Annotated in this window: 20 protein-coding genes; 18 read left to right on the top strand and 2 right to left on the bottom strand. The window is 43.2% G+C overall.

Annotated elements, in window-relative coordinates:
* The 9 genes from ftsH (at position 1) to SOO65_RS13015 (ending at position 10,421) form a co-directional block, all read left to right on the top strand.
* Entirely contained in the window at positions 1-1,899 is a 1,899-nt protein-coding gene (gene ftsH, locus SOO65_RS13055; protein WP_321390654.1) for an ATP-dependent zinc metalloprotease FtsH, read from the top strand.
* Complete coding sequence (locus tag SOO65_RS13050) at positions 1,899-2,699, top strand: dihydropteroate synthase (protein WP_321390649.1); 801 nt, start codon at positions 1,899-1,901, stop codon at positions 2,697-2,699. The genes ftsH and SOO65_RS13050 overlap by 1 nt, the downstream gene beginning before the upstream one ends.
* 121 nt (positions 2,700-2,820) lie before the next feature.
* Positions 2,821-4,902: a methyl-accepting chemotaxis protein gene (locus tag SOO65_RS13045; RefSeq protein WP_321390646.1), complete on the top strand. Its 2,082-nt coding sequence runs from the start codon at positions 2,821-2,823 to the stop codon at positions 4,900-4,902.
* A gap of 1 nt (position 4,903) precedes the next feature.
* A complete protein-coding gene (locus SOO65_RS13040) occupies positions 4,904-5,704 on the top strand; it encodes a CheR family methyltransferase (RefSeq protein ID WP_321390643.1) in 801 nt (266 codons plus the stop codon).
* Complete coding sequence (locus SOO65_RS13035; RefSeq protein WP_321390640.1) at positions 5,701-6,165, top strand: chemotaxis protein CheD; 465 nt, start codon at positions 5,701-5,703, stop codon at positions 6,163-6,165. The genes SOO65_RS13040 and SOO65_RS13035 overlap by 4 nt, the downstream gene beginning before the upstream one ends.
* The gene (locus SOO65_RS13030) at positions 6,162-7,595 is read left to right on the top strand and encodes a chemotaxis protein CheW (RefSeq protein ID WP_321390637.1); all 1,434 of its coding nucleotides are present in this window, start codon (positions 6,162-6,164) and stop codon (positions 7,593-7,595) included. Before SOO65_RS13035 ends, SOO65_RS13030 begins: the two co-directional genes overlap by 4 nt.
* 34 nt (positions 7,596-7,629) lie before the next feature.
* Positions 7,630-8,016 carry a hypothetical protein gene (locus SOO65_RS13025; RefSeq protein WP_321390635.1) on the top strand — a complete coding sequence of 129 codons (387 nt, stop codon included), beginning with the start codon at positions 7,630-7,632 and terminating at the stop codon, positions 8,014-8,016.
* A gap of 81 nt (positions 8,017-8,097) precedes the next feature.
* Positions 8,098-8,976, top strand: a complete 879-nt coding sequence (locus SOO65_RS13020) for a trypsin-like serine peptidase (RefSeq protein ID WP_321390631.1) — start codon at positions 8,098-8,100, stop codon at positions 8,974-8,976.
* 113 nt (positions 8,977-9,089) lie between these two features.
* Positions 9,090-10,421: a S8 family serine peptidase gene (locus tag SOO65_RS13015; protein WP_321390629.1), complete on the top strand. Its 1,332-nt coding sequence runs from the start codon at positions 9,090-9,092 to the stop codon at positions 10,419-10,421.
* Here the strand turns inward: SOO65_RS13015 and SOO65_RS13010 are convergent.
* Positions 10,414-11,262 (bottom strand): HNH endonuclease, encoded by an 849-nt coding sequence (locus SOO65_RS13010; protein WP_321390626.1) that lies wholly within the window; start codon positions 11,260-11,262, stop codon positions 10,414-10,416. The genes SOO65_RS13015 and SOO65_RS13010 overlap by 8 nt on opposite strands.
* 356 nt (positions 11,263-11,618) lie before the next feature.
* On the opposite strand from SOO65_RS13010, the gene SOO65_RS13005 reads away from it, so the two are divergent.
* The 5 genes from SOO65_RS13005 to SOO65_RS12985 are packed head-to-tail and all read left to right on the top strand — an operon-like array spanning position 11,619 to position 16,118.
* A complete protein-coding gene (locus tag SOO65_RS13005) occupies positions 11,619-12,737 on the top strand; it encodes an ABC transporter substrate-binding protein (protein ID WP_321400198.1) in 1,119 nt (372 codons plus the stop codon).
* A gap of 12 nt (positions 12,738-12,749) precedes the next feature.
* Positions 12,750-13,652: a branched-chain amino acid ABC transporter permease gene (locus SOO65_RS13000; protein WP_321390623.1), complete on the top strand. Its 903-nt coding sequence runs from the start codon at positions 12,750-12,752 to the stop codon at positions 13,650-13,652.
* Positions 13,653-13,654: 2 nt separating this feature from the next.
* Positions 13,655-14,659 carry a branched-chain amino acid ABC transporter permease gene (locus SOO65_RS12995; protein ID WP_321390620.1) on the top strand — a complete coding sequence of 335 codons (1,005 nt, stop codon included), beginning with the start codon at positions 13,655-13,657 and terminating at the stop codon, positions 14,657-14,659.
* On the top strand, positions 14,641-15,402 hold the full coding sequence (locus tag SOO65_RS12990; RefSeq protein ID WP_321390617.1) for an ABC transporter ATP-binding protein: 762 nt from the start codon (positions 14,641-14,643) through the stop codon (positions 15,400-15,402). The genes SOO65_RS12995 and SOO65_RS12990 overlap by 19 nt, the downstream gene beginning before the upstream one ends.
* A complete protein-coding gene (locus SOO65_RS12985; protein WP_321390614.1) occupies positions 15,402-16,118 on the top strand; it encodes an ABC transporter ATP-binding protein in 717 nt (238 codons plus the stop codon). The genes SOO65_RS12990 and SOO65_RS12985 overlap by 1 nt, the downstream gene beginning before the upstream one ends.
* A 33-nt stretch (positions 16,119-16,151) precedes the next feature.
* Here SOO65_RS12985 and SOO65_RS12980 read toward each other — a convergent pair whose 3' ends face one another.
* Positions 16,152-17,342, bottom strand: a complete 1,191-nt coding sequence (locus SOO65_RS12980) for an exo-beta-N-acetylmuramidase NamZ family protein (RefSeq protein WP_321390611.1) — start codon at positions 17,340-17,342, stop codon at positions 16,152-16,154.
* Between the two features lie 63 nt (positions 17,343-17,405).
* Between SOO65_RS12980 and SOO65_RS12975 the strand changes: the two genes are divergently transcribed.
* The 4 genes from SOO65_RS12975 to SOO65_RS12960 all read left to right on the top strand — a co-directional run bounded on the left by SOO65_RS12975 (position 17,406) and on the right by SOO65_RS12960 (position 22,454).
* Entirely contained in the window at positions 17,406-18,698 is a 1,293-nt protein-coding gene (locus tag SOO65_RS12975) for a TolC family protein (protein WP_321390608.1), read from the top strand.
* Positions 18,695-19,648 carry an efflux RND transporter periplasmic adaptor subunit gene (locus SOO65_RS12970; RefSeq protein ID WP_321390605.1) on the top strand — a complete coding sequence of 318 codons (954 nt, stop codon included), beginning with the start codon at positions 18,695-18,697 and terminating at the stop codon, positions 19,646-19,648. Before SOO65_RS12975 ends, SOO65_RS12970 begins: the two co-directional genes overlap by 4 nt.
* On the top strand, positions 19,645-21,597 hold the full coding sequence (locus SOO65_RS12965; RefSeq protein ID WP_321390602.1) for an ABC transporter permease: 1,953 nt from the start codon (positions 19,645-19,647) through the stop codon (positions 21,595-21,597). Before SOO65_RS12970 ends, SOO65_RS12965 begins: the two co-directional genes overlap by 4 nt.
* 95 nt (positions 21,598-21,692) lie before the next feature.
* Entirely contained in the window at positions 21,693-22,454 is a 762-nt protein-coding gene (locus SOO65_RS12960; protein WP_321390600.1) for a hypothetical protein, read from the top strand.

Genomic DNA, 22,454 nt, shown 5'->3' with positions numbered 1-22,454 from the left:
ATGAGAAAACAACAGAAAACCCTAATGCTTTGGATTGTTGTCATTTTGATCATGGCCTTTGTTATGAAGGTACTTGAACAGAAAACAGTCAGTGCAAAGAACATCAATTTTTCTAACTTCATCACTGCAGTAGAAAGCGGCAAAGTTAAAGAAGTTACATTCCAAGGTGAAAATGCCATTCAAGGTAAGTTCGCTGATGGTTATGAAAACGGTTCTTACTTTGAATTAACAGGTAATACCGGTGATGAAACATTCCGCATTCTAAAGAATCACGGAATCATTCCAAACTACAAGCGTGAAGAAAAGCAAGGCTTCTTAGCAACTCTGTTAATTAACTGGTTGCCTATGATTCTTCTTTTCTTATTTTTCTTCTTCTTCCTTCGTCAGCTTCAGGCCGGCGGCGGTAAAGCGATGAGCTTTGGTAAAGCAAAAGCGAAGATGCTCACGGAAAACGACAAGCGAATTACTTTCGTTGACGTTGCCGGTGTCGAGGAAGCTAAAGAGGAGCTGGTAGAGATCGTAGATTTCTTAAAAGATCCAAAGAAGTATACAACTCTAGGTGGTAAAATTCCTAAGGGTTGTCTTCTTGTTGGTCCTCCAGGTACAGGTAAGACTCTTCTTGCACGTGCTGTTGCTGGTGAAGCAGGAGTTCCATTCTTCTCGATTTCAGGTTCTGACTTCGTAGAAATGTTCGTAGGTGTGGGTGCTTCTCGAGTTCGTGACCTATTCGAACAAGGTAAGAAGCATGCTCCATGTATCATCTTCATCGATGAGATCGATGCCGTAGGTCGCCACCGTGGTGCTGGTATGGGTGGTGGTCACGATGAGCGTGAGCAAACTCTTAACCAACTCCTGGTTGAGATGGACGGTTTCGAAGGTAATGATGGCGTCATCATCATGGCAGCTACGAACCGTATCGACGTACTAGATCCAGCTCTTCTTCGTCCAGGTCGTTTTGACCGTCGAGTAACTGTTGGCCGTCCGGACGTTCGTGGTCGTCACCAGATTCTTAAAGTTCATACTCGTAAGACTCCACTTGCGGGAGATATCGATCTAGAAGTCATCGCCAAAGGTACTCCAGGCTTTACTGGTGCTGACCTAGCGAACCTAGTAAACGAAGCCGCTCTATTAGCTGCACGTGATTCTAAGAAAGCACTTAGCATGCACGATTTCGAGAATGCTAAAGATAAAGTTCTTATGGGTGTTGCTCGTAAGTCGATGATGATTTCAGAAAAAGAGAAAAAGCTTACAGCTTACCATGAGGCAGGTCACACACTAGTTGGTATGAACCTCCCTCACACTGATCCTATTCACAAAGTTTCGATCATTCCTCGTGGCCAGGCCCTTGGTGTGACTCAAACTCTACCGAACGAAGATATGCTGAACCTTTCTAAAGAGAAGGGTGAGAACTTCATCTCGTTCCTAATGGGTGGACGTGTAGCTGAAGAAATCGTTTATGGTGAAATGACTAACGGTGCTTCTAACGATATCGAACGTGCTACTGATCTAGCACGCTCTATGGTTTGTAGCTGGGGTATGTCTGAGAAGCTTGGACCTATCAATTACCAAAAAGGCGGCGGTAATCCGTACGCAGGTGATCCAGGTACATCTTTCTCTGACGAGACTTCACGTAAGATCGATCTAGAGATCCAACACTTTGTTCAAAGCAACTATGAAGTAGCGAAGAAGATCCTTAACGATAATATCGAAGCTCTTCACCGTGTGGCCCTTGCCCTTGTGGTTTGGGAAACTCTGGATGCTGAACAAATCAGAGACATCGTTGCTGGTAAAGACATCGGTCAACCAGTTATGAGCAAGAAGCCAACTGATACTCCACCATCTGGAACAGTTGTAGGAGCGGGCCCACTTTTTGGTGCAGGTAAACCGACTCCGGCCTAATGAGTTCACAAAAATTAGTTTTAAAACGATTGGGGGTGATGAATTTCACCCCCAATTCATTTTCGGACGGTGGTGAATTATCATCTTTGGAAAAAATCCTCACTCGAATCACTTCTTTCGGGACCATTGATGCCTTAGATATCGGTGCTGAATCAACCGCACCTATGAATGAATCCATTCGTTTTGAAGAAGAATGGATGCGTTTAGAACCGCACTTGTCGTTACTTAAAAGTCTAGAGATTCCACTTTCCTTTGATACCTATCATCCTGAGAACATCTTTCGCCTGTTTGATGTGATTAAACGACCTCTGATTTGGAATGATGTTTCTGGAAAGTTTGATGAGCATGTGGAGCGATTCTTACGTCTTCATCCAGAGAACAAGTATGTGTTCTGTCATAATCTCGCACCAAGTAGAGAGCTTTCTGGAAAGCACATGAATTTCGTTTCTCCATCAAATGGTGAAGCTTACTTGGAGGAACTCGCCAATTACTTACGTCCTTTTGCCAGACCACAAGTTATTCTTGATCCGACTTTGGGGTTCTCAAAAACCTATGAGCAGAATTGGTACACGCTTGAGAATTTCTCGACTCTTCAAAGTCTTGTGAAACATGATGAATGGTTGCTTGGTTTTTCCCGGAAATCCTTTCTTCGAAAGAAGTTGGGGATTGAAAAACTCACCCCAGATACTCGTGATGATCTCGATCAATTTCATACAAACGTTTTATTAAAAGTTCTTTCCTCAGTTTCTGGAACAGTCTGGATCAGAACTCATAAACCAGAGATGATCCCGAACCTTTAGGGAACTTAAATTTTAAGTTTTCTTCGTAAAGCTTTTGTAAAATCACCTTAATCTTTATTAGGCCCACGTTAACTACTGAAGAAAAAAAGCCGATTGATATTTATCAAAAATGGGGGGATTTATGTCTTCGGCTCTAAAAATGAAAACTTTGTCGAATGAAGAAGTCAAAACCACACTCGAGCTTGAGAGTATTTATAAAGCTCTGGATAGTGTTCAGGCCATTATTGAATTCGACTCCGAAGGATTCATTCTCTCAGCGAATAAAAACTTTTTAAAAACTCTCGGATATGACTTAGAAGAAATTCAAGGTAAGCATCACAGAATTTTTTGTGATCTTCAGTACACTGAGTCTTCTGAATATAAGCAATTTTGGGAAAGACTAAATCTCGGACTTTCTGATCAAGGTGAGTTCTGTCGTGTAGATAAAAACGGTAAAGAGATATGGATCAACGCTTCTTATAATCCGGTAAAGGACGAATCAGGCAAAGTCTATAAGGTCATTAAATTCGCGACTAATATCACGAAAGAAAAAACTCTGAATGCTGAGTTTGAAAGTAAAGTGAATGCCATCGGCCGCGCTCAGGCCGTGATTGAATTTAATCTTGATGGAACTATCATTACCGCCAATGAAAATTTCCTGGCGACGGTTGGTTACACACTTGATGAGATCAAAGGTCAGCACCACCGTATGTTCTGTGTCCCTGAATACGCTAATTCTCTTACTTATAGAAAGTTCTGGGAAAAATTGAATCGTGGAGAGTTTGAATCGGCCGAATACAAGCGCCTTGGCCGTGATGGTAAAGAGATTTGGATTCAGGCCTCTTACAATCCGATTTTTGATATGAAAGGCCGCGTGTATAAAGTGGTGAAGTTTGCCACTGATATCACTGCTCATAAATTAATGAATGCGGAGTACGAAGGAAAAGTGCAGGCCATGAGTAAGGCCCAGGCGGTCATTGAGTTTAACTTAGATGGCACTGTCCTGACCGCGAATGATAACTTCCTCGTGACTCTTGGTTACAGCATGGAAGAAATTAAGGGCAAGCACCACCGTATGTTCTGTGAAAAAGATTATGCGAATACGGATGAATACAAACATTTCTGGGAAAAACTAAATCGCGGGGAGTTTGATTCGGGCCGCTATAAGCGTTTGTCAAAGGACGGAAAAGAGATCTGGATTCAGGCCTCATATAATCCGATCTTTGACCTTAACCAGAAAGTCTATAAAGTTGTGAAGTTTGCTTCGAATATTACGGCCCAAGTCGAGATGGAACAAAGTGTTCAAAGAAAGGCCCATGATGATCAGAAGAAAGTTGATGTTCTTCTAGGCCAGGTGAATAAGGCAGCGGCCGGAGATCTTACAGTAGATATTGCCGTTCAAGGTAATGAGGCCCTGGATCAACTGGCAAGTGGTGTGAAGAAAATGATTGGAGATCTCCGAGAAGTGATTTCTCTGGTGGTGAACTCGGTCTCTTCACTGTCTCATTCAACGGGAGATATCTCGGAAAAATCAACTTCTGTGGCGTCGGGGTCTCAGGCCCTGGGTGCAACAGTAGAAGAAATGAATGCTTCAGTGGAAGAACTCACAGCTTCTATTAACCTTATTGCGGAAAATACCAAGAGTGCTAATCTTCTTGCCCAGACTACTCAAAAAGAAGCTGAAGCGGGAAGTGAGGCCTTGAAAAGATCTGTCGAGGCGATGGACCTTATTAATAAGTCTTCAGAAGATATTTCTGAGATTGTGAAAGTTATTTCAGAGATCGCGGGACAAACGAACCTTCTGGCCTTCAACGCTGCGATTGAAGCGGCCCGTGCTGGTGAGCACGGTCTAGGTTTCTCGGTGGTAGCGGATGAAGTGAGAAAGCTCGCTGAAAGATCATCACAAGCGACTAAAGAGATTTCTAAACTGATTCACGAATCAACCAAGCGTGTTCAGCAGGGGAGTGATATTTCTAAAGAGGCCGGCGAGGCCTTTAAGAAGATTGTTTCTGGTGTTGGTAAAACCGGTCAGTCCATTGCTGAGATTTCTTGTGCAGCTGAAGAGCAGTCTTCGGCCGCTAAGGAAGTGAGTTCTTCCATTGCTCACATTGCTGAGGAAACTGAGAAGTCGGCGATCGCTTCAGAAAGTATCGCCAATGCAACTAAGAACCTTTCAACGGAATCAAAAGGACTAGCACAGCTCGTTCAGAAGTTTGTGGTTTAAAATGTTAACCGAACTTGATTTGGAAGAACCGGTCCTTTCGGAGATGCTTAAAACCGTTCATCGGTACACGGGCATCAACATGACGGAGAAGAAAAAAAATCTTCTTCAGTCTCGTCTTCGTCCCCGGCTTCGTGAGTTGTCCCTGACTTCTTATGAGGCCTACTTAGTTTATCTTTCGGCCCATAAAGAAGAAATTGAGACATTTATTGATCGCGTAACGACGAATGAAACTTTTTTCTTTCGTACTCACAGAGTTTGGGACTTCTTTTTAAAACAGTTTTTACCGGACTGGATGGCAAAGCATCCTGGTGAGACGCTGAAGCTCTGGTCGGCGGCATCTTCCAGTGGTGAAGAGGCCTATTCGCTTGCTATTTGCCTGGCCCAGTATCCTGATTTAAAGTTTGAAATCTGCGCGAGTGATATCTCCAAAGAGATTCTAGGTGATGCCCAGAAAGCGCTCTATGAAGAACGTTCTGTGCAAGGAATTCAAAAATATCGTCCAGACTGGTATGTGAAGTACGTTACATCTGTAGGTCCCAAGTGGACCATTCAGGATTCGATAAAAAAACAAGTGAAGTTTTTTCAGCACAACCTTCTGACTCCGGTGAATCTACAGAATATGGACATCATTTTCCTTCGGAATGTGATGATCTATTTCAACGATCAGGATCAGAAGACAGTTTTAAAACATATGGCAAAAGCTCTTAAAAAAGATGCTTATTTGATCTTAGGTGAGTCTGAATCAATCAGCCGTTTTGAGACCGAATTTAAATATGTGGAGCCTTTGGTATATAAATTATGAGCACTGAACCAGAAGTCATTCATGTCCATATTGGAGAGGCAAAACTCGGCGCTCCTCATTCGGTCTTGAAGGCCATTCTGGGTTCATGTGTGGGTATTGGTTTAATTTGGCGCAAACAAAATAAAATCGCTCTTGCTCATTGTCTATTGCCAGAAGGAAAGTCTCAGCAAAAGGCCAAATTCGTGAATGAAGCAGTGGATTCACTCCTGGAGCTAATCGGGGCCTCGCACGATTCATGGAAAGAGATTGAGGCCGTGGTTGCTGGTGGGGCGAACATGTATCAGGACATTGGTCCCAATGGTCTCAGAGTGGGAAATCTTAATATTGCGGCCGCGCTTAAATATTTATCTGAGAAAAAAATTAAAATCATATTTCAGGACACCGGCAAAGAACACGGTCGTCAACTCATTCTCGATGTGGATTCGGGCCAATATGATGTCCGGATATTGAAGGGACTATGAAAGATAACAAAAGTATCTACGGTTCATTCTTTGTTGGTGATTTTGAAATCGCTCTTCCCATTGAGTCGGTTCAGGAAGTTGTAAATTATCCTGAAAATATCACTCCTATTCCTTTAGCACCTCATTTCTTTACCGGCCTTTTTACTCTTCGTGGAATGGTGATCCCCGTCGTTAATCTGGGAGAGTTGTTGGGGCTCGGTAGTTCTGGTGAAATGAATCATAAAAAAGTCGCCATCACCACATATCACGATATTAAGATTGGTCTCGTTTTTGATTCAACACATGAGATTCTGAAAGTTTCCCATGATGATTTTAATCAAGTCTCTTATCAGGAGGGTTCATCTCATCCGGTGATTAAAAATATTTTGAAAATCGGTGAGCGCCTCCTTCAAGTGATTGATATCGAAAACCTGATCAAGGTAGAAGACATTCCTCATATTATGAGCTCCGTTCGAATTAGTCATGGAGTTCAGAAAACTGATACTAAAACAGAGAAGAAAAAACAGGCCATTAGTTTTCTGATCGGGGACAAGAAGCTGGCTTTCCCGATGGATGATATTTTTGAGATCATTAAAATTCCAAAGATGGAGAAAGGGTATGTGAATTATCCTTACTCCCGCGGACTCATCAATCTCAGAGGTATGATGATTCCGGTGATGGATTATGGCCATTTTCTGAATCATGCTTTGATGGAGGCCTCTGATGAAAAGCAGATCATGATTTTGACTTTAAAAGATGATTTTAAGGTGGGAATTATGGTGGATGCGGTGGAAAGCATCGTGGGTTACTATGAAAGTGAAGTTTTGACGATTTCAAACCTCGATATGAATCAGCATGGATTTTATACCGGGATGCTTCCTCAAAATATTCTTCTCATGAAGGCCGATCTCTTTTTAAACCATTCTGAAATCTCTCAGATCATCAAAGGTCACGCGAAGCTTTATCAGAACGTGGCAACGAAGGCGCGCCGAAAGAACACCGCCAAAGAAACTTTCATTTCTTTTAAAATTAAATCTGAGTACTGCTTCCCGATTTTAGACATTCGGGAAATTATCGAGTTCCCAAAAGAACTGACACGCCCAATAGGTGCCCCGGATTACATCCTGGGAATCTATAATCTTCGCGGAAAGGCGATTACCCTGATTAATTTGGATGAAGCTGGCGACTATACCCAGAAAAAAGTCATTATCATGAAAAATGACGACCAATACGTGGGTCTGGTGGTTGATTCAATAGAAAATATCTTCTCTATCTATGTGGAAGACAAATTTCCGTGCCCGGACCTCATGCAGAATAACCAAAACTCGAGATTAAAAGGCCTCGTTCGTGAGTTTGTGCTGTTGAATGACGGCGCGACCATCAAAAATAAACCGCTGGTGGTACTTGAGGCCCTCAAATTCTTTCAACCTGAGACCTACAAGGTCGCGTAGACGATGAAGTTTTTTCTCATGTATACTTTTGAACATGAGATTATCCGGACTCACCCTTGAAACAGTTTATTTCGAAGACTATCTGTCGTTTTTGACAGAAGTGTTAGAACTCGAACTGACGGAGCTCACGGACATTTCAATGCGCCTGGATCTACAGGGCACATGGTTAGAAATCAAAAATGTTCCTACGGCACCTCACACCGTTGCCAGTAACGTGGAGTTCAGTCTTAGCGCGGAAGAATTTCAGGATCTCGTTCACAAAGTTTCCTTCTTTTATTACCGAAGAGGCCCGTCTCGCTTCTTGTATTTAGGGACAGAAGACGCTTCATGTGGAGTAGTTGATCCAGATGGTCGGGTATGGCGTTTCAAAAATAACGAGATTAAGGCCAATTTATCTGCAACGGATTCTCCCTCTTTGTAAGAAACTGTTAGTTTACGGTACGTTTTCAATTACGGAACAATCTTCTCCAGTACTTTTACCTCCAGGAAAAGGATTCCCCGGATGAAACTAATTAATTCAATTCTTGTTCTTTCAACTATCGCTATCTCGGCCCAGGCCCTTGCCTCTAACAAGCAAATGGATGTGATTTACGGCGAAGACAACCGCATGGACGTTTTCGAGTCTCGTGACTCTGCTATGGTTGAATTATCTCGTTCTACAGCTGCAATGATCGCTGGAGCTAACCTTAAAAAAGCCGCTAACGGCGAAATCGCGATTCAAGCTGAAACTCTTGAAAGCCGCGGTGTTTGTAAATCAGAAAGATTCTCTCAGCAAATCACGGCCGCTAACTGTTCTGGCTTCCTGGTTTCTGAAAACGTTCTAGTGACTGCTGGTCACTGTATTAAAGACAATAATGACTGTGCTTCTTGGAAATGGGTTTTCGACTACAAAGTTGATAGCGCTGAACAAGGTACAGTAAACGTTGCTGCTTCAAACATCTATTCATGTAAGCGCATCATCTCTCGTACACTTGATCAAGTGTCAAAAGATGACTACGCAGTAATCGAGCTTGACCGCAAAGTTGCTAACCGTCGTCCACTTACTTTCCGTCGTTCAGGTAAAATCGCTTCTGGTACAGCTGTAACAGTAATCGGTCACCCAACTGGTCTTCCAACGAAGATTGCTGATGGCGCGAACGTTCGTTCTCTTAATACAAAGTATTTCGTAGCTAACCTTGATACTTACGGCGGTAACTCTGGTTCTGCAGTATTCAACTCTCGCACTGGTGAAGTTGAAGGTATCCTAGTTCGCGGAGAAAACGATTATGTATACAGCTCTGCTCAAGGCTGCCAAGTTTCTAACAAGTGTCCAAGCACTGGCTGTCGTGGCGAAGATGTTACATACATCACAAACATCGAAGCTCTCAGAACCATCCGTTAATATAAATTAACCTTTCTTTTCTTAAGAAGGCCTCCTTACGGAGGCCTTTTTATTTGACGATCACTTTCATTACTAGAGAAAATTATTTATCTCTAACTCTGAGGAGAATTTATATGAAATGGATTTCTTTGTGCGTTCTTGCGACCATCGGTTTTCAAGCAAACGCTGCTACTATCGCTGTTATCGACTCTGGCCTTGATTACAAACACGAAATGATCGTTCCAAATCTTTGGACTAACGCTGGCGAAGTTGAAGACCGTCGTGACAACGATGGCAACGGTTACCAAGACGACGTTCACGGTTGGAACTTTGCTGAACAAAACGGCAACATCATCGATTACTCTTACCTTGGCACTTTCTCTCCTGATTGCTCGAAGTATTTCGACATTCAAGGAAAAATGTTCCTTGGTCAAGCAACTGAATCTGAGATCGCTTGGTTAAAAGAAAAAGTAAAAGACCCTAACTTCATCAAAGAAATGGGCAAGTTCGGTAACTTCGTTCACGGTACACACGTTGCTGGTATCTCTATCCGCAACACTAAGAACAACGTTATGGGCATCAAGCTTATCCCAACTGAAGTGAAGCCTTTCTTCGACGGCCTAGCTCGCAACAAAGCTTACCAAGCTGACCGTTGGTCACTTCTTGAGAAAGCTTTCGACGCTCTAGCTGCTGAGCAAATGAAAATGCTTACAGACATCGCTCGTTTCACGGCTTACCACAAAGCCGACGTTGCTAACGGTTCATTCGGTACTGGTTTCAACCAAGCTAAAATGATCACAGACAACGCTTACCGTATTATTTTCTTCAAAAAACCTTCTGAAGAAGATTCTAACCGTGCCGCTGCTATGTTCATCGCTGCAATGGTAAAACATGGCCAAAACTTCGTAGCTGCTGCACCAAACACACTTTTCGTATTTGCTGCCGGTAACGATGGTATGTCGAACGATCAGTTCGGTACATCTCCAGCAAACATCAAAGCTGACAACGTAATTACAGTTGGTGCTACTTATAAGAATGAATTCTTCGCGCCATTCTCTAACTACGGTAAAAAAATGGTTGATATCGCAGCTCCAGGCATGCTGATTCACTCGGCGATCCCAGGCAACGAATATCTAAAAGTATCTGGTACATCTCAAGCTTCTCCTTTCGTAGCTAATGTTGCTGCACAAATTAAAGAGGCAAACCCTCGTCTTAAGCCAGTTGAAATCAAGAAAATCCTTATGGGCACAGTTGACCCTAAGGGCTTCCTAGCTGATAAAGTTGCTACTGGCGGTATCGTGAACACTGAACGCGCTGTTGTTGCTGCTCAAATGACAAACTCAATGTCAGTAACTGAAGCAATCTCTCGCGCTAAGTCTGCGGTAAAAGCTCCTTCTTCATTCAGATCTGAAAGAGTTTACCCATTCTCAGTTGTTCCAATGCCTCTTACTCCAATGTTCAAGTAAATTTCCTCGGCGGGGCCACAAGCCCCGCCTTTATCCTCGCTCGCTGATTGCACGGTGAGCACGATATTCTCAAATTCTCTTTGGTACTTGGTCCTCCCATAGAATAGGGAAGGATATGGTCGTAATTTAGATTACGGAATGAACCACAATTGGTGCATTTCTTATCTCGTGAGTACACATCTCTTTTCACTGCGGCCGGAATGACACGTCCTACTTTCACTGGCGGAAGTGATTTTCTCGGTGTGGTCTGTTTAAACTTAGATTTTTCTACTGATTCAATGGCCTTTTTCGCCATAAATTGAACGAGTTGATCCATATCAAGATTTTTGCCAAGAAGACCTTTTAGTTTTTCAACATAGGCCATCGTTTCATCCGATAAAACAATCGCTACCTGGATCTTATCTTTTGAAATCCTTTTCCGTTTATCTTTTGGTTTTTCTTCTTTGCCAGTAATTTCAAATAATTTCTTCTCACATTCTGTCTTGGTTAAATTTTCAACTTCTTTGAGGACCTCACGCTTTTGAATAGGATCATCAATGAATTGATTCACTAATGAAATATTTGTGAGATTTAGACTTCCGTCTTCTATTTTTGTCTCAATTTCTGGCATTTCGGCCAAAGCGCGTGCGGCCACAATTCGTCTTTGGGCCGCGCCTTCTGAATAACCTAATTCATGCACGCAATAAGCGAACAAAGACGAATATTTTAAGTCGCAATAGAGCTTTCTTCGCTCTATTTCCTTTAAATGATGAAGAAGTTTAGTGGTCGCACTTCTCTCAGTGCTCACCAAATTTTTTGTATCAATCAGTAAAATTGTATTTGCTAAATGTTTAAGTCTCATGATAAAAAAAATACGGAAAAGATACGGACTTGTCAATTGTTAAAAAAGTTAACTTTCTCCAGCGAAAGTAAATGAGAGGTCGTTGCATGAATTGCTACAAATAAAATAAAGGTTGCCTTAAGGTTTGCAGTCAGAAAGAAATAAAAAGTTGATATCTTCGTCACCGTAGAGTGAAAAAAATACTTTTCCTCAGAGGAGAATTCCTCAAATGCATCTGACGAGATACATGAGTAAGGAAATGTAAGGACACTTCAACATCAACTAATTCAAGAAGATGGTTCTCATTTCGTTTATAAGAATTGTAGACTATTAAGGTTTTTGAAATTCTTTATAAAATTAAGGAGACCAACTTGAGAGTGATCGTGCAATCCATTCTGTTCTTAATGCTATTAATCGCAATGGGCTGTCAGGACAAATCTGACAAAATCGTGATCGGTAACTTCGGTTCAATGACTGGAGCTGAAGCTACGTTCGGTATTTCAACACGCGATGGAATTATTCTAGCGATGGAAGAGTGGAACAAGGCCGGTGGTCTTCTTGGAAAACAAATTGAACTTAAAGCTTACGATAACCAAGGTAAGCCTGAGGAAGCTCGTCTTTCAGTAGAGAAGCTTATCAATATTGATAACGTTGTTGCGGTTCTTGGTGAAGTTGCTTCAACTCGTTCACTTGCGGGTGCACCAGTTGCTCAACAATACAAAGTACCAATGATTACCCCAAGCTCGACGAACCCGCTTGTAACACAAAAAGGTGATTACATCTTCCGTGTTTGCTTCATTGATCCATTTCAAGGTGAAGTGATGGCGAAGTTTGCTTTCAATTCTTTAAAGTTTAAGAAAGCGGCGGTTCTTCGTGATTCGAAGTCAGACTACTCAATGGGTCTAGCAACCTATTTCATCAAAACCTTCACTGCTCTTGGCGGTCAAATTGTTGCGGATGAAAAATATGTTTCTGGTGACGTAGATTTTAAAGCTCAGCTTACAAACATCAAGTCTCAGCAACCGGAATTCATTTTCGTTCCTGGTTACTATACAGAAGTTGGTCTGATTGCTCGTCAGGCCCGTGAACAAGGTATTAAAGTTCCACTTATGGGTGGAGATGGTTGGGATTCTGAGAAGCTAGTTGAAATTGGTGGAGAAGCGATCAATGGTTCGTACTTCTCAAACCACTACACAGTTGAAGATCCACGCCCTGAGGTTCAAAACTTCATTAAGAACTACCAAGCTCGTTTCGGTTCTAAACCAGACGCACTTGCGGCCTCTGGATACGATGCTGCCGTAATTCTTTTCCAGACGATTAAATCAACTAATTCAATTGATCCAAAAGCAATCCGTGATGGCCTTGCGCAAGTTAAAAACTTCCAAGGTGTAACGGGAATTATTTCGATCAATGAAAAAAGAGATGCAACTAAATCAGCAGTAGTTCTTCAGGTTCAAGGTAAGAACTTTAAGTTTGTTGAGACTGTTAATCCTTAAAAAAGGTTTCGAGTGAACGAATTTATCCAACACACAATTAACGGCCTGGCACTTGGGAGTATCTACGCTCTAGTTGCCCTGGGCTATACAATGGTTTTCGGCGTTCTTCAGCTGATTAACTTTGCCCACGGAGATATCTTCATGGTGGGGTCTTTTATCGGACTTTACTTCATCAGATACTTCATTCCGAATGTTGAGCCATCACTTTTAACTGCTATCACAGTTATTCTAGTGGCCATGGCCGGTTCGGCACTCATGGGTGTGCTCATTGAGAAGTTTGCTTACAGACCATTAAGACGTGCTCCTCGTATCAACATTCTTATTACTGCAATCGGTGTGAGTTTGTTCCTTGAGTACGGTGGCCAGTTAGTGTTTGGTGCTTCACCACAGTTCTTTCCAGAAATTCTTCCTCGTAAAATGATCGATATTGGTAGTGACATCATTCTTGATTCAAACCAACTAACGATTTTTATTGTTTCATTTGTTCTTATGCAAATTCTCTCGTTCCTGGTTTTCAAAACTCAGTTTGGACGAGCGATGCGTGCGATCAGTCACTCACTTGAGACGGCCAACCTCATCGGGATCAACGTTAACAAAGTGATTCTCATTACGTTCATCATCGGAAGTTCACTCGCTGGTGCAGCGGGCGTTCTTTACGGTGTGGCCTATCCAAAAATTGATCCTCTTCTGGGAATTCTGCCGGGGCTTAAGGCCTTCATTGCAGCAGTTCTTGGTGGTATCGGTAACATCACAGGTGCTGTGATCGGTGCGATTCTAATTGGTTTATCGGAAACTTATGTGGCCGGTTATATTAGTTCAACTTACCGTGATGCTCTTGCCTTTGTGATTCTTATTCTCGTGCTCTTGATCAGACCAGCAGGTCTTCTTGGGTCGAAGAAAATCGAGAAGGTGTAATCATGGCAAAAAAGATAAACACCACGCTATTACTTACTGGAATTTTCTTTGCGTCTGCGATTGCACTTAACTTTGTGTTGAGTGGATTCTCAGTTCAGCTTGCAGATTTATTTTATGCGAAGCCAGGGCGATTCTCTGGACTTATTTCGCCGTACTATTACTCTGTTCTCATCATTCTTGGAATCAACATCATTCTTTCAGTGTCTCTGGCACTGCTAAATGGTTTTACTGGTCTTTTTACAATGGGTCACGCGGGCTTCATGGCGATTGGTGCTTATGCATCAGCATCTGTGGTTTCATTCCTGCTACCAACAGCACCATTTGCTCTTCAACTGGTTGTTGGAAGCTTGTCGGCCGGTATATTAGCAGCTGTGATTGGACTTATTATTGGTTCAAGTACACTTCGCCTTGCTGGTGACTATCTGGGCATGGTGACTTTAGGGTTCGGTGAAATTATTCGTATTATCCTTCTGAACATTGATGCCGTAGGTGGTGCTCGTGGAATGACAGATATTCCGGTTTACATGAACCTTGGTTCGGTTTTCCTTCTCACGATCATTACAATTTTAGTGATCAAGCGTGTTCGTGATGGTCGTCTTGGTCGCGCGATGCTGGCGATTAAAGAAAACGAAATGGCGGCCAACATGATGGGGATTAATCCTCTGAGCATTAAACTTAAGGCCTTCGTGCTTTCAAGTTTCATGGCCGGTGTTGCGGGATCATTCTTCGCTCACTCTGAAGGTTACCTTTCAACTCAAACTTTCACATTCGTGAAGAGTTTTGAAGTGATTGCCATGAACGTAGTAGGTGGTCTCGGAAGTCTTTCGGGTGCGATTATGGGAGCGGGGATTCTAACTGTTCTTCCTGAGGGCCTTCGTGTGGTTCAGGACATTACAGGCATCGATCTTCGTATGATCATCTACGCTCTAACGATTATTTTAATTATGATCCTGCGTCCTCAAGGGATTATGGGTAATAAGGAATGGAAATGGCTTTCCTCGAAGTAGAAAATATGAGCCTTCAGTTCGGCGGGGTCAAGGCCTGTCAGAACGTGAACATGAGGCTTGAGCCAGGAATTTTATACGGACTTATCGGCCCCAATGGTGCTGGTAAATCGACGATCTTTAACGTTCTCACTGGGATCTATGCACCAACAACTGGTGACGTGAGACTTGGTGGCCAGTCGTTAGTTGGTAAGAAGCCCTATGAAATTGCCCAAATGGGGATTGGAAGAACATTTCAAAATATTCGTCTCTTTAAAGAACTTTCAGTTCTTGAAAACGTGATGACTTCTTTTTATTCGTCTTCTGAAACTTCTATCCGTGATATGATTTTCCAAAATAAGAAATTCAAGCAGGAAGAAGAAGAGATTCGCATGAAGTCCATGGAGCTTCTGGACGTGATGGGAATCAAAGATCTCGCAGAAGTGCCGGCCGGTGGTCTTCCATATGGTAAGCAAAGAAAGCTTGAGATAGCTCGAGCGCTTGGACTGAATCCAAAGCTCCTTCTTTTAGATGAGCCAGCTGCAGGTCTAAACCCAGCTGAAACCAGAGAACTCACAACTCTTATTCGTGATATTCAAAAACAGCGTCACATCACTGTCCTTCTCATCGAACACGATATGGGTCTTGTGATGAAAATCTGTGAAAAAATCTACGTTCTGGTACAGGGCCAACTTGTTTGCGAAGGTGTGGCAGAAGTGGTTCAGAATGATAAACGCGTAATTGAAGCTTACCTAGGTGTCGATTAATGGAAATTTTAGCAGTAGACGGACTGGCCGTTAACTTTGGAAACGTTCAGGCCCTGAAAGGAATTTCATTCAAAGTTCCTAAAGGAAAAATCGTTTCTTTGATTGGTGCCAATGGCGCCGGGAAAACAACAACACTTAAAGCGATTTCAGGTAATGTGAAATCAATTGGTGCAGTTGTCTTCAATGGTCATCCGATTTCAAATCGTGAATCATATCAACTGGTGGGCGATGGCCTTATTCACTGCCCTGAGGGCCGTGGTGTATTCCCGAACCTTACAGTGATGGAAAACCTTCAACTCGGAATAGTTGGCCGTCATCACGCAAAAGTAAATTTTGATAAGAACCTTGAGATGGGATTTCATTATTTCCCAAGACTCAAAGAGCGTATCAATCAAGTCGCCGGAACTCTTTCAGGTGGTGAGCAGCAGATGCTTGCGATCGCGAGAGCTCTCATTGGTGAACCAGATCTTCTGCTTTTAGATGAACCGAGCCTGGGTCTAGCACCTCAGGTGGTGAAACTTATTTTTGATATTATTGTTAAAATCAATAAAGACAATCAAACGACAGTTCTTCTGGTTGAGCAGAACGCTAAGCAAGCGCTGAAGATTTCAGACTACGCTTACGTGCTTGAAACTGGAAAAATTCTTCTAGAGGGGAGTGGTTCAAATCTTCTCGATAATGAAGATGTGAAAAAAATCTATCTCGGCGAACACTAATAAAAAAGGCTCCTTTCGGAGCCTTTTCTTTTTCTAGTAAATTAAGCAGCTCTTACGTTGCTCCAGGAATTCGGCCTGGTGCTCTTTCATAATCGCTTGATACTCTTCTTCCGTACCGCGCTTCTCAACCCAGTGACGAAGTTTATCTGTACCGTTGATAAGATCAACTGGAACCTTGTGATACTCATACTCGTACGGAGGTTGTTTCCAAGCAAAGTCAGATCCTAGCTCATGATACATCTCACGAAGAAGATACTGACACAGGCGCCATGGCTCGAACGTTTTACGATCAGTCACGTGAATCTGATAACCGCCACAAGGTTTACCTTGGTGCTTTTGGAAAGTTGGTAAGAACACCAGCGGACGAAGCACGAAACCTTTAAGGTTTGCTTTCTCAAGTACTGGTTTAAGTTTCTCATGGAAACCGAAAGCTTCAATTTTAGGATGGCCAATGATCTCCAGAGAACGAGTTGTACCACGGCCTTCAGAGATATTTGTTCCTTCATAAAGAACTGTGCCCACGAATGTATAAGCAGCTTCAACAGTTGGAAGATTTGGTGAAGGAATGACCCATGGAAGTTTTGTATCTTCATAGCTCATCTTACGATCGTAGCCCTTCATCTCAAGAACTGTAAGTTTGCAGTCCTTACCGCCCCAGTATTTCTGGTGCATCTTCGCCACTTCACCCATTGTAAGTCCATGACGAACTGGAATCGGATGGCGGCCCACGAATGAAGCGTAATTCATATCAAGAATATTACCTTCAAGAGTGTCAGCATCGATTGGATTTGGACGATCCAAGATAACCACTTCAATGCCTTTCTTCTGACAAGCTTCCATAAGAAGAGTCATCGTGTAGATGTAAGTGTAGATACGAGTTCCCACGTCTTGAAGATCCACGAAGATGTGATCAAGACCTTCAAGCATCTCATCAGTTGGAATACGAGTTTCCGAATAAAGAGAATAAACAGGAAGTTTAAAATAAGGGTGAATGTAGTGGTTGGTTTCAACCATGTTGTCCTGAACGTCAGTCACGAATCCGTGTTGAGGTCCGAAGATCTTTTTTAGCTGAGAACCGAATGTACGCTGAATCGCGATTAATCCATGCTCTAAGTTCTCAGTTACAGAGGCACTATGGCAGAGATAGCCAATGTTACCTTTGAACATTCTTTGCACATTTGTATCAGATAATAGTCGAGAAAGACCGGTTTGCACGATGGCCATAATTGCTCCTGAAATATGTCATTATTTTAGTGCAAATAAACTGGGATAAGGAATAATAAACGTATGATTACTCGTATATTTGTGGGCCTTGCCTGCTTACCATGCCTGGGGTGGTCTGCTCAGTTAACCTGGAATGACGTGGTTAACATGGCACTCAAAGAAAACACTTCACTCTCACAGGCAAATCAACAATACCTGGCCGCTCAAGAAAATGTGCAAGTCGCCCGTCGGGGGTATATGCCTAGTATCCGAGCAAGCGTCTCGGCCACTCGGATTGGCTCTCGTGGAGGCGGAGGGATCGTTTCTAACGGCGTTCTTCTAAACAGCAGCTCGAGTTCCGTTTCAAGCAACTATCTTGGTGCCTTGACCCTCAATCAAAACATCTTTAATGGACTGGAAGACGTTTCAAAAGTCGATCAGGCCGAATGGCGCGTGAAAGATTCTTTCTGGAACCGCGAACGCGTGAAGTCTGATTTGAGTTATAACTTGAAACAGGCCTTCGCCAATCTCGTTTATGCTCAGGAATATCTAAAACTAACTGACGACATTATTGAACGTCGTGAAAGTAACTATAAACTCGTTTCCATTCGCTATGATAATGGTCGTGAGAACAAAGGTTCGGTGCTTCTTTCAGAGGCCTACTTCGAACAAGCCAAACTCGATAACATCGCCGCCCAAGACGCTCTTCGTGTGGCCCGCTCAACTTTGCTTTCCTATTTAAACCGCGAAGGCTTTGATGATTATGAGGCGACCGGGGACTTACCTCTGGCGAATATAGCAATCAAAGAAAACGAGATCGTTAATCTCGCGACTGAAACTCCGGATTATAATCGCGCGGTCGCGACTGAGAAAATTGCTTCAAAAGAAATCACAATTGCTCGTTCAAACTTTCTTCCAAGTCTGGATTTAGTCGGAAATGTCACCAGACAAGATCAGACTTTCTTTCCGAACAGAGATAACGAACGCTGGTCGATGGCCCTGACCCTCTCGATTCCCATCTTTGATGGATTCGCCGATTACAGTGCCACCAAGTCTGCGATCTTTTCAAAATACGCTGCAGAAGAAAGTAAACGCACAACTTTCCTGACTCTCGTGCCACAAATTAAACAGGCGCAAACTCTCGCGAAACAAAGTGACATCAAACTAGCGGTGGATACAAAGTTTAAGAACGCCAGTGCCACTCGAGCGGAGATTTCTCGTATCAAGTACAACAACGGTCTTCTGACATTCGAAGACTGGGACATTATTGAAAACGAACTCATTACCAGACAGATTACATATCTTCAAAGTAAGCGCGACCGTGTGATTCGTTATGCAAACTTTGAAAAAGTGATAGGAAAAGGATCCATTCCATGAACAAGAAGCTCATCGCCCTCTTGGTTGTGATTGTTGCCCTCGCAGCAGGCGGAGTTTTTTATTTTTCTCGTAAGACTGGAGAGGAATATGTTTTTACTCCGGTGCAAATTAAGAAAGGTGATCTAAAAGTTACAGTCGATGCTACGGCAACTGTGAGCCCTCAAAACCGTCTCGAGATTAAGTCGCCGGTTGCCGGACGTATTGAAGAGATTCTCGTGAAGGAAGGGGACGTTCTGAAGCGCGGAGATATTCTTGCCTGGACCAGTTCCACTGAGCGCGCGGCCCTACTCGATTCAGTTCGCACCAAAGGGGATAAGGAATTTAAACGTTGGCAGGATCTTTATAAGCCGACCCCAGTGATTGCTCCAATTAATGGTACTCTCATTCTTAGAAGTATGGAAACCGGCCAGAGTTTCACCAGCACTGATGTGATCTTCACCATGGCCGATCGCCTGACTGTAAAAACACAAGTAGATGAGACTGATATCGCTCAAGTGAAAAACGGTCAGCGTGCCCTCATTACACTCGATGCTTACCCACAAAATCCAGTAAAAGGAAAAGTCGTTCACGTAGCTTACGACTCAACCGTCACCAATAACGTTACAACTTATGTGGTAGACGTTCTACCGGATGAAGTGCCTGAGTTCATGCGCAGTGGGATGACCGCGAATGTGAACATCGTGGTTCAGGACAAAAAAGATGTCCTCATTGTCCCTCTGGCGGCAGTGACATCAAATGATGAAGGAAAATTCGTCGAAGTAAAACAGGGTGAGAAGATCACTTCAATTCCAATTGAGCTTGGTCTTGATAATGGTCGCATGGCCGAAGTCGTGAAAGGTCCTATTGAAGGAGAAACCATTGTGATTCGCAGTCTTGCCCTTAAAGGTAAGCAACAGGCGAAGAATCCATTTATGCCACAAGGTCCACGTGGTGGGAGAGGCAAACGTTGAGCGCACTCATCGAGCTTAAGGACATCACAAAAGTCTACACCATGGGTGAGAACAAACTCACGGTGCTGGATCACGTGTCACTTAAAATCGATGAAGGAGACTTCGTAGCAATTATGGGCCCATCAGGCTCAGGAAAATCGACCCTTATGAATCTCATTGGTTGTCTGGATGTCTCAACCAGTGGCCAATATATTTTTGATGGCCGTGATATTTCAAACTATAACGAAGATGAACTGGCCCTCTTTCGTCGTCATGAACTAGGCTTCATCTTTCAGCAATTTAATCTCCTTTCGTATTTTGATGCCGCTGAAAACGTGGCCCTGCCGCTCTTGTATTCAGAGGGAAGAATTGAAAAAGAAAAATCAAACCATCTACTTAGCCGAGTTGGTCTTGAAACTCGCGCCGATCACTTACCGCGCGAAATGTCCGGTGGTCAGCAGCAGCGTGTGGCGATTGCCCGTGCACTTATTAATAAACCAAAACTTATTTTAGCGGATGAGCCCACGGGTAACCTTGATTCTCAGAGTGAAAAACAGGTAATGGAGATTCTTCGCGAACTCAATGCCATGGGCATGACCATCGTGATGGTGACTCACGAAGATGAAATTGGGGAGCAGAGTAATCGCATTATTAGAATGCGCGACGGGAAAATCATCTCGGATACTCGCAATAAGCCTCTTCCACAAAGACCTGAAATTGAAGTCTCTCTGAAAGAAAACAAACATGGTGTGCTCTCTCTTGAAGAGCACTTTCGCCAAGGCATGAAGCAACTCATGTCGAATAAGATCAGAACTTTTTTATCGGTTCTCGGTGTTCTCATCGGTGTGGCCTCAGTAGTGACCATGATGGCGATCGGTACAGGTGCTCAGAAAGCAATCGAATCTCAGCTTTCAAGTATGGGAGCAAATCTCCTGATGGTTCGGACTGGTGTGATGAGATCGGCCGGTGCAGCGACTCAGGCCGGATCGACCGCACTTCTTTACGAAGAGGATGCGGACGCTTTAAAAAATAAATTCCCTCAAATTGTAGATGCTGCTTCAAGTTTAGAAGGCCGCGGACAAGTCGTTTATAAAAATAAAAACTGGAACTCATCGATCTTAGGTGTGGGTGAGGAATACTATGATCTGAGATCCATGAAGGTCATGGAAGGCCGTAAGTTCACTGAGGAAGAAAATCGCAAACGCGCTCGAGTTGCCCTCATTGGTGCAACTGTGTACCGAGAACTTTTCGGAGGAAAAAACGCTCTGGGAGAGTTCATCAAAATTAATAAAACAAATTTCCAAGTGGTGGGTCTTTTAGAAGAAAAAGGTTCAAGTGGTTTTCGCGATCAGGATGATGTGATCTTGGTTCCGATTGAAACCGCGAAACGCCGTCTCTTTGGTCGCACGACCATTGATTCGATTGATGTGCAGATCGCAAACGATACCGACACAACTGATCTCGAAGAAGAAATCAGAACATTTCTCAATACCCGTCACAAAATCCCAGTGGCCTCGCAAGAGGAAGCTTTCCGAGTTTGGAACATGGCCGACATGAAAAAGGCGATTGAGGCCAGCACTCAAACCATGACTGTTCTTCTCACCGTCATTGCTGCTATTTCTCTAGTAGTGGGTGGTATCGGAATCATGAACATCATGTTGGTCTCTGTAAAAGAACGAACCAAAGAAATCGGTCTTCGTAAGGCCGTGGGTGCAACCGGTCGAGACATCCTGAATCAATTTCTCGTCGAATCCGTGGTGGTGGGCATTGTCGGGGGAGTCATGGGAATTCTCACAGGAGTGACTTTCGCCATTGTTCTCAACGCTTTTTCTGGCTGGTCGACCTCAATTTCCATCGTGAGTGTCGTCATTTCTTTCGTGTTTTCCCTCGTTATTGGGCTTCTTTTCGGGGTCTATCCGGCCCGTACGGCCTCAAAGCTTCATCCAATTGAGGCCCTACGTTACGAATAGTGATTTCTGTCATTTTTTTGGCGCCAAAATCGGTTTAAATTCTAGGCGGTTCAGTCTAAGCTAATGCCAATTTATTGTTATTAAAAGGTAGTACTATGAAGCACTCATTTCAGAATTTTCAAATCGATCACATGACACTTCTTCTTCAGCCTCGTCTTTATCACGTGGCCTATGTGATTTTTAATGTGATTTTCGGCGTACGTCCGGAAGATATCCTTTACGACAAAAGAAAAGAATGGATCCCAGGTGAAGGCGAGAAGTCTCTAACTTTCGCGGCCAAGCTTGGAGAAGCCAATAAAGACGATAAAGCTAAGAATAAAACGATTGTAGCCATCGTTCAGCCTTCTGAACCAATGAACCAGCCGTCTCACGTGCGTGAGATGCTTGATTCTCACAATGCGGCTGCTCTTTATCAGCATATGGCCCTTAGAACGAACGATCTATTAGCTTTCCACAAATTTGCCACTGAGCGTGGTGTGAATTTTATTACTCCTATTCTAAAAGACGAGGACGAAGATCTCATCCAGGTGTTCTCTGGTGAGTGGTATTACCCAGGAATTCGTTCAAGTGCGATGTTCTTCGAGTTCATTCAACGAAAACCGGCCGCTGAGACACTAGATGCTCTTCAGAAGGCCAATAAAGAACTATGGTTTAGAGATGAGACGTTCTTGGGCCTTTATGGCGAAAAAGAGCGCGAATACCAGAGCGGAAAAGTTACTCCGTTCATCGATTTTGAACTTTTCGAGCTGATTGAAAATGAAATCAAAGGCATGAAGACGTTTGAAATGAATCAGGAGACGATGGACCGTTGTGAGAAAATCATGATGGACTACGCTAAGAAGAAAAACTCAAAGTAA

The sequence above is a fragment of the Peredibacter starrii genome, from assembly GCF_034259205.1.
GTDB lineage: Bacteria > Bdellovibrionota > Bacteriovoracia > Bacteriovoracales > Bacteriovoracaceae > Peredibacter > Peredibacter starrii.
Note: the sequence above shows the minus strand (reverse complement) of the source record. Positions and strands in the feature narration are given on the sequence as shown.